The organism is Bradyrhizobium sp. USDA 4502 (assembly GCF_054063355.1).
This window is the reverse complement of the sequence record NZ_JBSSGF010000001.1, coordinates 258,897-272,909: the sequence shown is the minus strand read 5'-3', so window position 1 is coordinate 272,909 and position 14,013 is coordinate 258,897. Positions and strand designations below refer to the sequence as shown.

Here is a 14,013-nt window from a genome sequence, read left to right as displayed (position 1 = left end):
GTTTTCGGGAGCGCCGTTCAGGCAATGTTCTCTCTCAAGCTGAGTTTGAGAGGGGCAATGCCGAGACGGAAGCAAGCGAAACGAACCACTGTGAAGGACCTACGATCGATCCTGAGGCTGACGTACGAGCAGGACCTGTCGGTTCGGGAGATCTCGGAACGGCTGCAGATCAGCAAGAGTTCGGTTGCCACCTACCTGCTGCGAGCGCGTGAAGCGGGTTTGAGCTGGCCGCTGCCGCCGATTTACGAGAGCGAGGCGGCCTTGCAGCGAGCCTTGTTCCGGCGGGTCGGGCGCCCCCCGCAGGACTTGAGCGAGCCAGAGTGGCCACGGGTGGCGCAGGAGCTCAAGCGCAAGGGCGTGACGCTGACGCTGCTGTGGCAGGAATACCGGACGGCGCATCCCGACGGCTATGGTTACACGTGGTTCTGCGAGAAGTTCGACGCCTATCGGCGCCGGGCGAACCCGACCTTCCGTCATCGCCACGCGGCGGGTGCAGTGATGCAGACCGACTATGCCGGTCCGACGGTGGAGGTGATCGATCCGCAAACCGGCGAGATCCGTCAGGCGCAGATATTTGTCGCGGTGCTCGGGGCCTCGTCGCTGACCTTCGCTATGGGGAGCTTCGGTCAGCGACTACCAGATTGGATCGAAGGCCAGACCCGAGCCTTGTCGTACTTCGGCGGAGTTCCCAAGGCGATCGTCTGCGACAATCTGAAGGCCGGGGTCGTCAAGGCGTTGTGGTTCGAGCCGACGCTCAACCAAACCTTTGCCGCCATGGCCGAGCACTACGACACGACGATTTTGCCGACCCGCAGCCGCAAGCCGCGCGACAAGGGCAAGGTTGAAGGCGCGGTGCTGATTGTTGAGCGCTGGATTCTGGCACGGCTGCGCCATCGGCGGTTCTTCAACCTGACCGATCTCAATACTGCGATCGGCGGTCTGCTGGAGGAGCTGAACCATCGGCCGATGCGCCATATCGGCAAATCCCGCCGGCAGCTGTTCGAGGAGATCGAGCGCGCTGCGTTGACGCCGCTGCCGGGCGAGCCGTTCGAATACGCCGAGTGGAAAACGGCGAAGGTCCACCCCGATTATCGCGTCGAAGTCGACAAGACCTTTTACTCGGTGCCGCACCGGCTGATCGGCCGTCGGGTGGACATCCGGCTCACCTATCGAGCCGTCGAGATCTTCCAGGATCACACGCGTGTTGCCAGCCATGTGCGCCGCTCTCAGCGCAGCGGCCATGTCACCGTGAACGAGCACATGCCCAAGGCCCATCAGCGTTATGCCAATATGACGCCGGCGAGCTTGATCAAGATGGCAGCGCGGATCGGCGTCAACACCGCCACTCTGGTCGAGCGGATGATGCGTGAGCGCCCGCATCCCGAGCAGGGTTATCGCTCCGCCATGGGGATCATCGCCCTGGCACGGCGCTACGAGCGCGATCGGCTCGAAGCGGCCTGCGAGCGGGCACTCGTCATCAACGCGATCAGCTACTCCTCGGTGAGCGCGATCCTCAAATCCGGGCTCGACCGCGCGAGCCCTGCTGCCGCACCCGTCAAAGCCACCCCCTCGCACGCCAACATCCGTGGTGGGGGCTATTATCAATGAAGGAAAGGAACATCGCGATGCTGACCCACCCGACCCTCGAGCAGATGCAGGCGCTCGGCCTTGCCGGAATGGCGGCCGCTTACCGGCAACTAGCCGAACAGGACAATGCCGCCGATCTCAGCCGGGATGAGTGGCTCGGCCTGATGCTCGATCGCGAAGCCGCCATGCGTGCCGACCGGCGCCTGACCAATCGGCTGGCCGCAGCCAAGCTGCGCTTCGTCGACGCCTGTATCGAAGACGTCGACTTCGCTTCCCGCCGCGGCCTTGACCGGCGCAACACCCTGCAGCTGGCGCAAGGCGCCTGGCTGAAAGCCCATGAGAACTTCATCATCACCGGCCTGACGGGGACTGGCAAAACCTGGTTGGCATGTGCCTTCGGACGCCAGGCGGCCAGGCTCGATCATTCCGTCCTTTATTTGCGTATGCCGCGCTTGTTCGAAGACCTCGCCATGGCCCGTCTCGATGGTCGCTTCCCGCGCCTCATCGATAAGCTTGCACGTGTCCAGTTGCTCATCCTCGACGATTGGGGCACCCACACCCTCAATGACCAGCAGCGCCTTGATCTCCTCGAAATCTTCGAAGAGCGCTACAGGCGCAAATCGACCTTGATTACCGCTCAGCTGCCCGTTGCCCAATGGCACGACATGATCGGCGAGCCAACCATCGCAGATGCTATCCTCGACCGGATCATCCACAACTCCCACCGTATCGCCCTCGAAGGCGACAGCATGCGAAGGAAAAAAGCCGCGCGCCCCTTGACCGACGTCGAAAACAGCGAAACGAATATCAACTGACTTCAACAACCAGGCAACCAAAAGCCAGCGCCGCCACGCTGTCCGCGATTTAGCGAAACTGCTGTCCGTCAGTTAGCGAAACCGCTGTCCCGTTTTTGCGAAATACGCATTTGAAGGGCAATGGCGGCGATGGGCTGCGTTAGGGTGAAAACCACATGGAAATACTGGGTGTCGAGAATCTCGGGTCGACGGTCCTCTGACCACTGGGCGCGAACTAGCGATTGGCATTTTTGGGCAGTGGCGATCACGGCAGCTGTTGTAGCAGACACGTTGGTGGTCGCATCGATGGCACCGCTCAACATGACACCAAGTGCCGCAGTTCGACAGAGTTCGATCGCGCTCATGACGCGACGCTGTGCGGTACATAGTCGACCGTTAAGAAGCCGGATTGAGCTGAGCTGGACAGTTGAGCGTGCGCCAGAGCGAGACCAACAACAGGCGCAAAAGTTCTCTGAACCAGGCGAGGATGCGACGGAGGTTGTGTCCGACGGCGGAGAGAACGACGTTGGCGGCATCGCCGGCGCGGCCCTTGAGGTAGCACCGGCCGAGGTGTCCTTCGGCTTTGAGGTGTCCGATGATGGGCTCAATGGCGGAGCGGCGGCGCAGCTCACGCTTGATGGCGCCGAAAACACCGCGCTTCTGGCCGGAGATGAAGACGCGGCGGGGATTTTGCGCGTCGTGGCCGCGGTAGCCCTTGTCGACGTAGGCCCGCTCGATCGCACAGCCGGTGAGTGTCTCGGTGCGGTCCATAACATCCCGCAACGTGTGACCGTCGTAAGGGTTGTCGGGCAGCGACCTGGCATGCAGCACGAACAGGCCACCGGGGGCGCGGCGATTGTTGGTGACGATGGAGGCCTTTACGCCGAACTCATAAGGTGCGGCGGCCTTGCCCTTGCCGATGCACTCCACCTCCGGGGCATGGAAAGAATAAAGCTTGAAACCGCGCTGGCGCTGCTGCTGCGAGCGGATCTGCGAGGCCCGGCCAAGCGGGAGGGCGAACGCCTCCTCCAGCGTCGCCTCGCCCTCGATCTTGCGGCGGATGTCGCGGATGATCCGCCCCAGCCGGCTGCGCAGGATACGCAGCTGCCGCTGATGCCGGTTGAACTGTTTGGCATGAGCGTAACGGCCCGCCATCATCGCCGCGCTTTTGGCCACGCGACAATAGGATTGCCGCAGCTTGACCCCGTGCTTCCTCGCCAGGCGGTTCAGCCCCCGGATCGCTGCATGCAGCAGTTTGGCGTCGGTCGGGAAGCTGATGGCCTTTGGTTGCACTGTGGTGTCGACCGTGACCCGCTTGAGGTCCTGGCTGCGTAACGCACCGGTCTCGTGCGCCACCCGAAGGCTCTCGGCCAACAACTGCTCCAGCTTGTCGCCGAGCCGCTTGCGCCAATGGCTCAGGTCCGAGCGCTCGTGCGGGAAAACGTGCCGGAAAAACTCTTCGCCGGTGAAGAACTGGAAGTACGGATCGTGCACCCAGCGCTCGCACACCCCCTCATCGGACAGCCCGTAAATGTGCTTGAGCAACAGCAGCCCGATCATGAAGCGGGTCTCGATCCCCGGCCTGCCGTTCTCGCTGTAGAGCGGGGCGATCTCGCCGTCGATCCAGTCCCAGTCGATCTTGCCGGCAAGCAGAACGAGCTCGTGCTTCATGTTGATGATCTGGTCCAGCCGTGCCCGGAACAGATCGTTCGATCCCGTCGTCTTGTGCTTCTTCGGCCGCATCATCCCTCCGGTGCACCACAGAAGCACGGTTCACAGCGGAGAGGAATCCACAAAACGAATTTGCAAGGTTTGCGGCCATCAAGCCTCAAATCCCTGCAATCTCAAACGCCGTCAAATCCCAAAAACAGACTCCCGCTCAATCGCTTACAGGCTTGTTCACAGGCGACTACATAGCGAGGCACCACAGCTCTCAGGATAGACTGCGCCGTGGCGGCGGAATATGTCCGCCACTTCCCGCCCCGAGCGGGCCATCGGTCCAAAAATCAGAAGTGTTTTGGCGGCGTTGGCTGCTGTTCTGCGGGAACTGGCTGCAGCAAGAGGTCGAGAGAGGCTGGACGTCGCGCAGACCTTGTTGGTAGCGATGCGCAAGTACTTGGCAGTGGTAGCGAAGCTGCGATAACCGAGAAGGAGCTTGAATGGTCCGCAAGTCGGTGCCGGATCCGAGGAGATCTACAGCGAATGCGCGCCGAAGCGGATGCGGCGTGACAGGTTTGGAGAGACCGGCCAAGCGATGCGCCGTTTGGCAGGCTGCTTTTACCGCGTCCTTCGTGATCGGCCGATCGTCGTGAATGCCTGGGAATAGCCACTCCTTCGCGCGAACGGCAATCCAGCAGCTACGCAGGATCTCCAGCAGCACTGGCGACAGCATCACGTACGGATCTTTGCGCCCCCTACCCTGCTCGACGTGAACAACCATGCGGGCACTGTCGATGGCGGTGGCCTTTAGGCGGACGGCCTCCGAAATGCGCAAGCCTGCCGCGTAGCAGGTGGTCAGGATCACCCGATGTTTGTTGCAATCCACGCAGCTCGGGCTTCTGTGGCTTTTTGAGAAGCGGGATGCCTGCTCCAAAGGTCCATTCTTTCTTGAGCGTGACCTTGTGAAGCGAAGTGCCGCAACAGCTGTATGTATTAAGTTGGCGGCTAGCCCGGATTTCTCACGCCATTTGATCGAGTGCTGCGGCAAGTTGACGTCGGCGATACCACAACTGGCGCCGGGGCATAACTTCTCGCCCGCTGCGGCGGGTTGGCCGGGTTGTTCGGGGATCATAAGACTCTCCTGTGGGCCGAGGGTTCAGAGAGCCGCACCGTCGAGCGCGGCCCATGCGGAGCGAAAGACGTCGGTATAGGGAAACGCCGATGCCATCGAGAACTTGATCCGGCGGACGGCGATGCGGACATAGGCGCCGATTTTGAACAGCTTTAGGCGGATGGTGCCGCATGTGGCGTCGGCGAAGCGGGTCGTGGCAAGGGCGGTGCGGCGCAGCGCGCTGATCAGGACATAGGCCATTGAGGACAGCCAAAGCCGCAACTGGTTGGCGCGCATGGTGCGGGTGGAGGTCCTGGCGAACAGATCGAGCTGACATTCCTTGATGCGATTTTCCATCTCGCCGCGGGCGCAATAGAGCTTCTCGTAGAGCGCGCGGGCCTGATGCTGGTCGGCCTGCAAGCGAGGTGACGACGAAGTGCCGATTGGCCCGGGCTTCCAACATGGCCAGGTCGATCGCCGACCTGATAGATTTCTTCTTGCACCGGGGCTTTGTCGCGCTCTCACTCTCGGCGACGGACGGGATCATCCACTCGGCCTTGCCGACGACGCGACGATGCCGGCTCCAGCTCTTGCGCGTTCTGTATTGGAAGTCCTTGAAGCGCTGGGCTGGCCTACCGCTCTGGCGGTTTTCCTCGGCGGCCTCGGGCGAGCTCGGCCACGATCTCGGCAATCCGCCTGCTATTCTTGGCCAAGTCGAGTGACGTCGTTCTGTTCGCACCATGAACCCCGAATCCGCCCGCAGCAGAATGCGTACCTTGGGCAAGCCCGCGGATCTGCGCAAACACCCTCTTCAACCGAGCCCGCGCTAGCGTCGATATTGGACCGGCGCAGCTTGGCGCAAAGAAGGCGCCGCCCGCAAAAAATATACAGCGGCAGGTAACAATAAGACTTGTAGTAGCCATGAAAGAAGCGCCCTTCCTGCTCACAATGCAACGGATCATCGGTGGCATTCGAGGTCGAGGGTGACCTGGCGGGGCGCGTCCGATGCACATCGAGAAACAGATCGACGAATAGCCGGTCTACCGCCGCCGCATCATAGCTGATCTTGTGATAGCGCGATGGTTCCGGCTTCGACAATTCCAGCCGGTGCAACGTCGACTTGCCGGCTACTGCGGCGCAGTCCGCGCGCCGCCCCTCAAGCTTCCCCGCCTGCATCGCCATCAATGGATCGTGGCGCCGCGTCTCATGGTCGTTGAGGTCCTCGTAGCCGAGCGCAATGACGAATATCTGCTATCCAACCAGCGTCGCCACTGAATGCTCGACCTGCGCTGGGGATCGCCGAATCGACAAAGCACGATGCCAGCCGATCCACCATCCTGATCGCCCGATCCGTCGCGTCCCCCCCCCCCCGCATTCGGTGTGATCGCACCACCGTCAAACGCCGCAATCATCTGGCGGCCTTCGACGGCTTCAAATCCAAACATATCCCGGATACGCTCTGTCTGCATCGGGGGTTTGAATCATCAAGAAGTCTTTCTTGCAAAACAACTTTCGCTGATTCTAAGCCCCGATGCGCTAAACTCTGTGAGAAATGCGGGCTAGGTGTTCAGTCCCTGCTAGCCGGTGTCTGGATAAAGCCGCGGTTATGCGTCGGGCTGATTAGGATCTCGTTCATGCAAACGCGCGCGGGCATGTTGGCGACGAAGGCGATGGTGCGGCCGCAATCCTCGGGCTGCAGCATTTTCGCCTGCTCGGACTCACTCGGCACCACCGGCCGCGACTTCAAAATTGGCGTGGCGACCTCGCCTGGTGAAAGGCAGCAGGCACGTAGGCCGTTGGCGCATTCGTCCATGTTGAAGGAATGGGTCAGCGCCAGCACCGCATGCTTGGTCGACGTGTAGGCGGGCCCAGGCATTTTCGAGATGTGACGCCCCGCCCATGATGCGACATTGATGATGCAGCCATCCTTCTGCTTGCGCATTGTCGGCAATACCGCGCGCATGCAATAGAGTACGCCGTTGAGGTTGACCTCGACCACCTTGTCCCAGCCTTCCGGATCCATATCAGCCCAGCTCCGCTTCGTCACGTTCATGCCGGCGTTGTTGACCAAAAGATCGATCCGGCCATGCTTCGCGACGATTGCGTCAGCGGCGGTGTTGACGTCGTATTTGTTACTGACATCAAGCGCAATTGCTTCAACCTTGCCGCCCTTCTTGGTGATGTTGGCCACCACGCGATCCAATTCCTCTTGGCGGCGGCCGGACACCACTAGCGTCCAGCCATCCGCCGCCAGGAACTCCGCGCCGGATTCGCCGATTCCGCTTCCACCGCCCGTCACCCAGGCTACGCGTTTCTCGTGTTTTGTCATGAAAGATCTCTCCGTTGCTTTTCTGAAGCATTTTCGCTTAATACAGCCGGACTTCTCCGGCTCTTTCACCCTCTTAGGGGATGTCTGTATGAACACGGCCAGGGACGCGAACCTGTTTTTCCGCTCATTCGACAAGCCTCGACGCCGCCCCCGCAGTTGCGATCGAGCACCTCGACGGCAGCCGGCTATGGCGACTTGATTGCGGCGCACCGGCCAGATAGTCACCGGCTGTTCAGGGGTGGCATAGCAGGGCGGTCTTTTACACGGGCGATACAGCACCTCCAATGCAAAATGGGACTAGCCCCGTCCAACGAACGGCATTTTCGATGCCATTACCGTCATGAACAGCACGTTGGCGTCGAGCGGTAGCATCGACATGTAGGCTATCGCATTATCGACCGCCTTGACGTCCATCCGTGGCTCGACAATCCTGCGACCGTCTGGCTGCAGTGAGCCTTCGCCCATGCGCTCGGTCATTGGCGTTGCCGCATTGCCGATATCGATCTGTCCGACTGCAATGTCGTAGGCGCGACCGTCGAGATTGGTCGCCTTGGTGAGTCCGGTCATGGCATGCTTGGTCGCAGCATAGGCTGCGGTAAACGGTTTCGGCGCATGCGCGGAAATCGAGCCGTTGTTGATGATGCGTCCGCCGCGCGGGGTCTGGTCCTTCATAATGCGGAAGGCGTGCTGCGAGCATAGGAACGCCCCAGTCAAGTTGGTGTCCACTACTTGCTGCCAGTGCGCGAGACTCAGGTCCTCAAACGGCACGGCGGGTGCGCCGAGGCCGGCATTATTGAAGAGCAGGTCGAGCCGACCATAGGTCTCGATTACTTTGGCAAACAAAGCGCCGATAGATCGTGGATCAGTCAGATCGGCTACCACGGCTAGGCTCTCGCCGCCGCTGTCCTGCCCGATTTTTTTCGTCTCCTGCAGCTTATCGAGCCGGCGGCCCGCCAGAGCCACAGTGAAGCCCACCTTCATCAGCGATAGCGCCGCGGCGCGTCCGATTCCAGTGCCTGCACCGGTGACGATTGCAATCTTCCGGGCCTCGCTCATTGCCTTCCTCTCATGTTCTGCTTCCCTATCGCGCATTCAGGTTAACAAGGTGACGATCGATTTGATCATGTATTTTTTTGTCGCCCGCTAGAGCATGGCGAAGCATGACTAGATCAACGGCTCGACAAATCGGGCGTCAGGAACTCGATCTTGAATACGAGTTGTCTTGGCCATCCCGACCAGCCCTTGGCGAAATGGCCGGAATCCAGCGAGAGAACGTGACCCTGGAACGCCGATATCTGCAAAAGCAACATGTCCTAGCATGGGCCGGAATGTGCAATCGCAGAAGTTGGGTAGAAATTTCGGCCTCCATGCTTTGGCGCGCCCGTGACGTTCTCAGTAGGTCGATGGCTCGCCGACAGGCCCGCCAAAGCTGGTCTCCAGAAAATCGAAATCGCAGCCTTCATTGGCCTGCTTGATATGGCGCGAAAACATCCAGCCATAGCCGCGCTCGAAGCGACGCTGCGGTTGTTTCCATTCGGCCCGGCGCTTTACGAGCTCCGTCTCCGGCACATCGAGATTGATGGTACGCGCGGCCACGTCGAGCGATATGCGATCACCATTCCGTACCAGAGCAAGAGGGCCACCGACATAGGACTCCGGCGCGACATGCAGAATGCAGGCTCCATAGGACGTGCCGCTCATACGCGCATCCGAGATACGCACCATGTCGCGCACGCCTTGCTTGACGAGCTTGGTCGGAATCGGGAGCATGCCCCACTCCGCCATGCCCGGTCCGCCCTGCGGGCCCGCATTGCGCAGGACCAGCACATGGTCGGCCGTGACCTCGAGATCGGGATCGTCGATTGCTTTCTTCATGGATGGATAGTCGTCGAATACCAGTGCGGTTCCAGTGTGCCTAAGGAAGCGTGGATCGCAGGCGGACGGTTTGATGACGCAGCCGTCGGGCGCAAGATTACCCTTGAGTACAGCCAGCGCGCCCTCCTTGTAGATTGGCTTATCGACTGTGCGGATGACATCATCATTATAGACCTCCGAGCCTGCGATGTTATCGCCGACCGTCTTGCCGGTTACCGTGATGCAATCAAGATGGAGATGCTCTCTAATCCGGTTCATTAGGGCACGTAGCCCGCCAGCATAGAAGAAGTCCTCCATTAAATAGACATCGCCGCTTGGCCGCACATTGGCTATCACAGGAACTTTGCGGCTCGCCATCTCGAAATCATCGAGCCCGATATCGTGGCCTGCTCGACGCGCTTGCGCGATCACATGGATGATGGCGTTTGTCGAGCAGCCCATCGCCATCGCGACCGAGATCGCGTTCTCGAAGGCCTTTCTGCTCTGGATCTGTTGCGGCGTCAGATCCTCCCAGACCATCTCAACAATACGGCGGCCACATTCAGAGGCCATGCGAATATGGTTGGCGTCCGCCGCGGGGATAGAGGATGCACTAGGCAAGGTCATTCCGATCGCCTCCGCGATACCGGTCATGGTTGACGCCGTACCCATGGTCATACAAGTGCCATAGCTGCGGGCCATTCCGGCCTGCATGTCAGTCCAGTCGCGGTCGGAAATATTTCCGGCGCGCCGCTCGTCCCAATATTTCCAGGTGTCAGACCCCGAACCGAGCGTCCTGCCCTTCCAATTGCCGCGCAACATTGGCCCGGCCGGCAGATAGATCGCGGGAATGTTCATGCTGGTGGCGCCCAGTAGCAGCGCAGGTGTGGTTTTGTCGCAGCCGCCCATTAGGACAACGCCATCTATGGGATGGCTGCGCAACAGTTCCTCGACCTCCATCGCGAGCATATTGCGATAGAGCATAGTGGTCGGCTTTAACAGCGATTCCGATAGCGACAGCGCCGGCAACTCAAACGGCAGGCCGCCGGCCATCAGCACTCCGCGCTTGACATCCTCAACGCGGCTTTTGAAATGCGTGTGGCAGGGCTGCGCATCCGACCAAGTGTTGACGATTGCAATGATAGGCCGATCCCCCCACTCCGTTGGGGCATAACCCATCTGCATCACGCGCGAGCGGTGGATGAAGGAGCGAAGGTCGTCAGGTGCAAACCAGCGCGCACTACGCAGCTGGTCGGGTGTTTTCTTTCTATTGCTCATGGTTGCCAGCCCCATTTCTAGACCTATGTGCGATTTATAGTACCTAAGAACAGGTTCTCGCTGATGATAAGGACGATTATTGCGGCGTTGCCACAAAAGCATCGTTTGAATGGCTCGAGCAGCGCTAGGCTGTGCGAGGCACTTGGCGCATCACGGGCATCAAACAGCGCAGTTGCGCAAGAGAGCATTTTTGCCCGCATTGATGTGCTGTTGCACCATTGGTTAAAAAGATCGACGGCTCCCACTAGGCAACCGCCGCCCGACCAATGTGCCTGGCTGATGTCGACCCCCTCAAATCTGACTAGCTCAAGGCGACACAACCCGAGAAGCGTTGCGTCGGCAGAACTCTCAGCTTCGACCGACGATCACCCGCTTCGGCGAGCGCGAATACTATTGGAGCTTAAGGCCGTTTTTCTCTGATATATTGGCTAGCATCGCCGAAATTCTGCTTGCTATCGCCTAAGGCGCAGCTTTTTCATCCGAGCAGACTCATCCCTTTGGTTAGGGGTGCGGATTCCGCTGGATGTCGCCCACCATTCCGAGACGATCTCGCCCGCCATTCCGGGATGATGTCGCCCGGGTGACGAGGCCTCTTCTGGCTCCCATAGGGTCCGTCCTTTCGGCTTTGCGAAAGGGGACCCTGGATGCCGACGGAGAGGCTTGCGATGCGCCGTGTGCGCGATGTGATCAGGATGAAGGCGGCTGGGCTGCCGAGCCGCGAGATTGCGCGGCGGATGGGCGCGGCGCCCCCGACGGTGCGGTTGACCATCCGGCGGTTCGAGGCCGCAGGCCTGGGCTGGCCGTTGCCCGACGAACTCACGGACGCGGCCCTGGAGGCCCGCCTATTCGCCAAGACCGGCAACGGTAACCGGCAGGGTCATCGCCGCATCGCCGAGCCCGACTGGGCGGCGGTGCACCGCGAGCTCAAGCGCAAGCACATGACGCTGTCGATCCTGAGGGAGGAGTACATCGGCGCCGAGCCCGGCGGATACCGGTACTCGCGCTTCTGCGAGCTTTACCGCGCCTGGGAGGGACGCCTGTCGGTGACGATGCGCCAGGCGCACGCGGCCGGCGACAAATTGTTCGTCGATACGCGGGCGACGGCGTGCCGGTGGTGGTCGACGGCCTCACCGGTGAGCGCAGAACGGCGCAGGTCTTCGTCGCCGTGCTTGGCGCCTCGAACTTCACCTATGCGCAGGCAACGTGGACACAGGGGCTCGCCGACTAGATCAGCGCCCATGTTGGCGCCTTCGCGGCGATCGGCGGCGTCCCGGCGCTCTTGGTGCCTGACAACACCAAAGTCGCAGTCATCAAGGCGAGCCTCTACGACCCGCAGATCAATCGCACCTATGCGGAGATGGCCGCGCATTGCGGCACGGCCGTCCTGCCGGCGCGGCCGCGCAAGCCGCGCGACAAGGCGAGCGCTTCATACTGCACCTCATTCCTTTGATGGCGCGGTGATGGCGGTGAGCTGCGCCGAGCGGGCGCCGCGCCCACCGCAGCCCTTGCGGATCGTCATGCGGCGGGACCTCCCACAGGCCACGGTTCAGACTGTCGGTATAGCATTTTATGATGAGCCCCTGGCGACCCCACGTGTGTACGGCTGTCTCGGAGACGCAGAATTTGGCGGCGATCTCGCGCGTCGTAAGCATACCACGTCGACGCAGCCGCTCATATCGGCTCGCGAGTTTGTAGGCGCCGCGAATGAAGGCAACCTTCTTCAGATTGAACGCCTTTGCCTCCCATGTACGCCAGCCGTGATTATTGAGAATCTCGGCGACCTCGCGATCGCAATGATCGTCAAGAAGACGATCAACCTCGGCGACGAGTTCAGGTTTGAACTTGCGGATCTGGGCGATGGGTAGCGGCCGGTCGAGCACCAAGGTACGCGTGGCGCCGCCCGACAGGCGGACATGGGCCGTGATCATTTGCGACTTGATCAAGGTTACGTCGTCGATGAGCAGACGCACGATGCGCTTGCGCTCGCGGGAGTCAACTCGCGGATCTTGCCAGATTCGCGGAAGCTGCTCGGCGAGGTCAAGGATGCGTCGTTGGGCTTCTGCGCTGAGTGCCGCAGACTGCTGTTTGCTCCGGCGCTCGTAGTCTTCAGCGGCATCGGCATGACGGCGCAGCTTGTCGTTCCATTCGGCCTCGAGCGAATCGGCGACGAGTCGGTTGTCGGGATCGACCTTCAGGTAGCGTCGACGCGCAAGCTCGGCTTCATAGCGCATCCGCTCGACATGCTGGCGACGCGCAGCGTCGGTCTCCGCGGCGCGCGCCTCAAGCTCGCGCTGCACCTCAAGGGTGACGGCCAGCGTCATCGGCGTCATCAGCTCGATCATCAGGCCTGCGATCGCCGCATCGACGATCTTCCCGGGAACCGCTTGGCAGGTCGCTCCCGCGCAGCGTATTACGTTCGCCTGGCACGGATAGGTTGGGACGATGCGGCCGTGCTCCTGCCTGTAGCGCACACCCATGCGTTCGCCACACGGGCCACAGACTACGCGACCTTGGAGGAGCGCCGGTCCCTCGCGCGCCGGCCCTGACCGCCGCTCGCCACCGAAGGCAAGAGCGTTGTCGGCGAGCCGCCGCTGGTTGGCCTCGAAGCGCTCCCAGTCGATGTAGCCCTGGTGCATTCCCGGCATGACGAACTGCCAATCGGCCCTGGCAACCTTGACGACACTGGTGCCACCATCGGGCCGGTGCCGTATGCACGTTCGGCCATACGCAAAAGCGCCAGCGTAGCGCGGATTGTGGAGCACCTGCAGGACGCGCGCATGGTGCGGCGCAGCCCACAGGAGGTCACCCTTGTTCGGCCCTGTCCGGAGACGGCGTGGGAACAGCAAACCTTGCTCCCGGAGGAAGCGGACTGTCTGCATCGCACTTCCGGTCTGCTCGAAGGTATCGAACACCAGACGGATTGCGTTCTGCACCTGGAGGTCGGGATCGAGGCCGATGATCCGATCGTTCCGGTAAACCAACCCGACCGGAGGGCACATCTCGAGCTCGCCGCGGCGGGCCTTGTTGAGCTGACCGCCACGCATGCGCGCTTTGAGGATGTGCAGCTCGGCCGCGCTCATCGTACCTTTGAGGCCAGAGCAGGAGGCGGTCGTTGAAGTTGGCTGGATCGGAGATACCGTCTTCGTCAAGGATGAGCGTCGCCGTCAATGCGCAAAGCTCGATGAGCCGGTGCCAGTCACCCGAGTTGCGCGCAAGGCGCGAGACCTCCAGTCCCATGACGATACCGGCCTTGCCGAGCGCCACCTCGCTCACCAGTCGCTGGAAGCCGTCGCGTGCTGTCATACTTGATCCGGACTTGCCGAGATCGCGATCGATGACGTGGACGCGTTCGGCCGGCCAGCCGGCCACAACTGCTCGGTCCCGCAACCCATATTAGCGCT

10 protein-coding genes and 2 pseudogenes are annotated in these 14,013 nt (G+C 61.3%); 3 read left to right on the top strand and 9 right to left on the bottom strand.

Features of this window, described 5'->3' with window-relative positions:
• Nucleotides 1-57 precede the first annotated feature (57 nt).
• Together istA (ACVW1B_RS01210) and istB are read left to right on the top strand one after the other, a co-directional pair.
• Complete coding sequence (gene istA, locus ACVW1B_RS01210; RefSeq protein ID WP_253603560.1) at nucleotides 58-1,608, top strand: IS21 family transposase; 1,551 nt, start codon at nucleotides 58-60, stop codon at nucleotides 1,606-1,608.
• Nucleotides 1,609-1,625: 17 nt separating this feature from the next.
• Nucleotides 1,626-2,402 carry an IS21-like element helper ATPase IstB gene (istB, locus tag ACVW1B_RS01205; protein ID WP_253609770.1) on the top strand — a complete coding sequence of 259 codons (777 nt, stop codon included), beginning with the start codon at nucleotides 1,626-1,628 and terminating at the stop codon, nucleotides 2,400-2,402.
• 68 nt (nucleotides 2,403-2,470) lie between these two features.
• On the opposite strand, the gene ACVW1B_RS01200 is transcribed toward istB, so the two are convergent.
• From ACVW1B_RS01200 to araD, 7 genes and pseudogenes are all read right to left on the bottom strand, one after another.
• The gene (locus tag ACVW1B_RS01200) at nucleotides 2,471-2,791 is read right to left on the bottom strand and encodes a transposase zinc-binding domain-containing protein (RefSeq protein ID WP_309145038.1); all 321 of its coding nucleotides are present in this window, start codon (nucleotides 2,789-2,791) and stop codon (nucleotides 2,471-2,473) included.
• Nucleotides 2,778-4,124, bottom strand: a complete 1,347-nt coding sequence (locus tag ACVW1B_RS01195; RefSeq protein WP_069280586.1) for an IS5 family transposase — start codon at nucleotides 4,122-4,124, stop codon at nucleotides 2,778-2,780. The genes ACVW1B_RS01200 and ACVW1B_RS01195 overlap by 14 nt, the downstream gene beginning before the upstream one ends.
• Nucleotides 4,125-4,314: 190 nt before the next feature.
• Complete coding sequence (locus tag ACVW1B_RS01190) at nucleotides 4,315-5,172, bottom strand: tyrosine-type recombinase/integrase (protein WP_375166997.1); 858 nt, start codon at nucleotides 5,170-5,172, stop codon at nucleotides 4,315-4,317.
• 24 nt (nucleotides 5,173-5,196) lie between these two features.
• Nucleotides 5,197-6,620 (bottom strand): annotated as a pseudogene (locus ACVW1B_RS01185) (IS1380 family transposase).
• Nucleotides 6,621-6,718: 98 nt separating this feature from the next.
• Complete coding sequence (locus ACVW1B_RS01180; protein ID WP_253609771.1) at nucleotides 6,719-7,480, bottom strand: SDR family oxidoreductase; 762 nt, start codon at nucleotides 7,478-7,480, stop codon at nucleotides 6,719-6,721.
• Between the two features lie 297 nt (nucleotides 7,481-7,777).
• Nucleotides 7,778-8,536: an SDR family oxidoreductase gene (locus tag ACVW1B_RS01175; RefSeq protein WP_253603667.1), complete on the bottom strand. Its 759-nt coding sequence runs from the start codon at nucleotides 8,534-8,536 to the stop codon at nucleotides 7,778-7,780.
• 336 nt (nucleotides 8,537-8,872) lie between these two features.
• On the bottom strand, nucleotides 8,873-10,612 hold the full coding sequence (gene araD / locus ACVW1B_RS01170) for an L-arabinonate dehydratase (protein ID WP_253603669.1): 1,740 nt from the start codon (nucleotides 10,610-10,612) through the stop codon (nucleotides 8,873-8,875).
• Nucleotides 10,613-11,277: 665 nt separating this feature from the next.
• Between araD and istA (ACVW1B_RS01165) the strand changes: the two are divergent.
• Nucleotides 11,278-12,032: pseudogene (gene istA / locus ACVW1B_RS01165) on the top strand (IS21 family transposase); the annotation flags it as partial.
• On the opposite strand, the gene ACVW1B_RS01160 reads toward istA (ACVW1B_RS01165), so the two are convergent.
• Together ACVW1B_RS01160 and ACVW1B_RS01155 are read right to left on the bottom strand one after the other, a co-directional pair.
• The gene (locus tag ACVW1B_RS01160; RefSeq protein ID WP_253603671.1) at nucleotides 11,950-13,491 is read right to left on the bottom strand and encodes a recombinase family protein; all 1,542 of its coding nucleotides are present in this window, start codon (nucleotides 13,489-13,491) and stop codon (nucleotides 11,950-11,952) included. The pseudogene istA (ACVW1B_RS01165) and the gene ACVW1B_RS01160 overlap by 83 nt on opposite strands.
• Nucleotides 13,415-13,915, bottom strand: coding sequence for a recombinase family protein (locus ACVW1B_RS01155; protein ID WP_253609772.1), 501 nt, complete (start codon nucleotides 13,913-13,915; stop codon nucleotides 13,415-13,417). Before ACVW1B_RS01155 ends, ACVW1B_RS01160 begins: the two co-directional genes overlap by 77 nt.
• Nucleotides 13,916-14,013 lie beyond the last annotated feature (98 nt).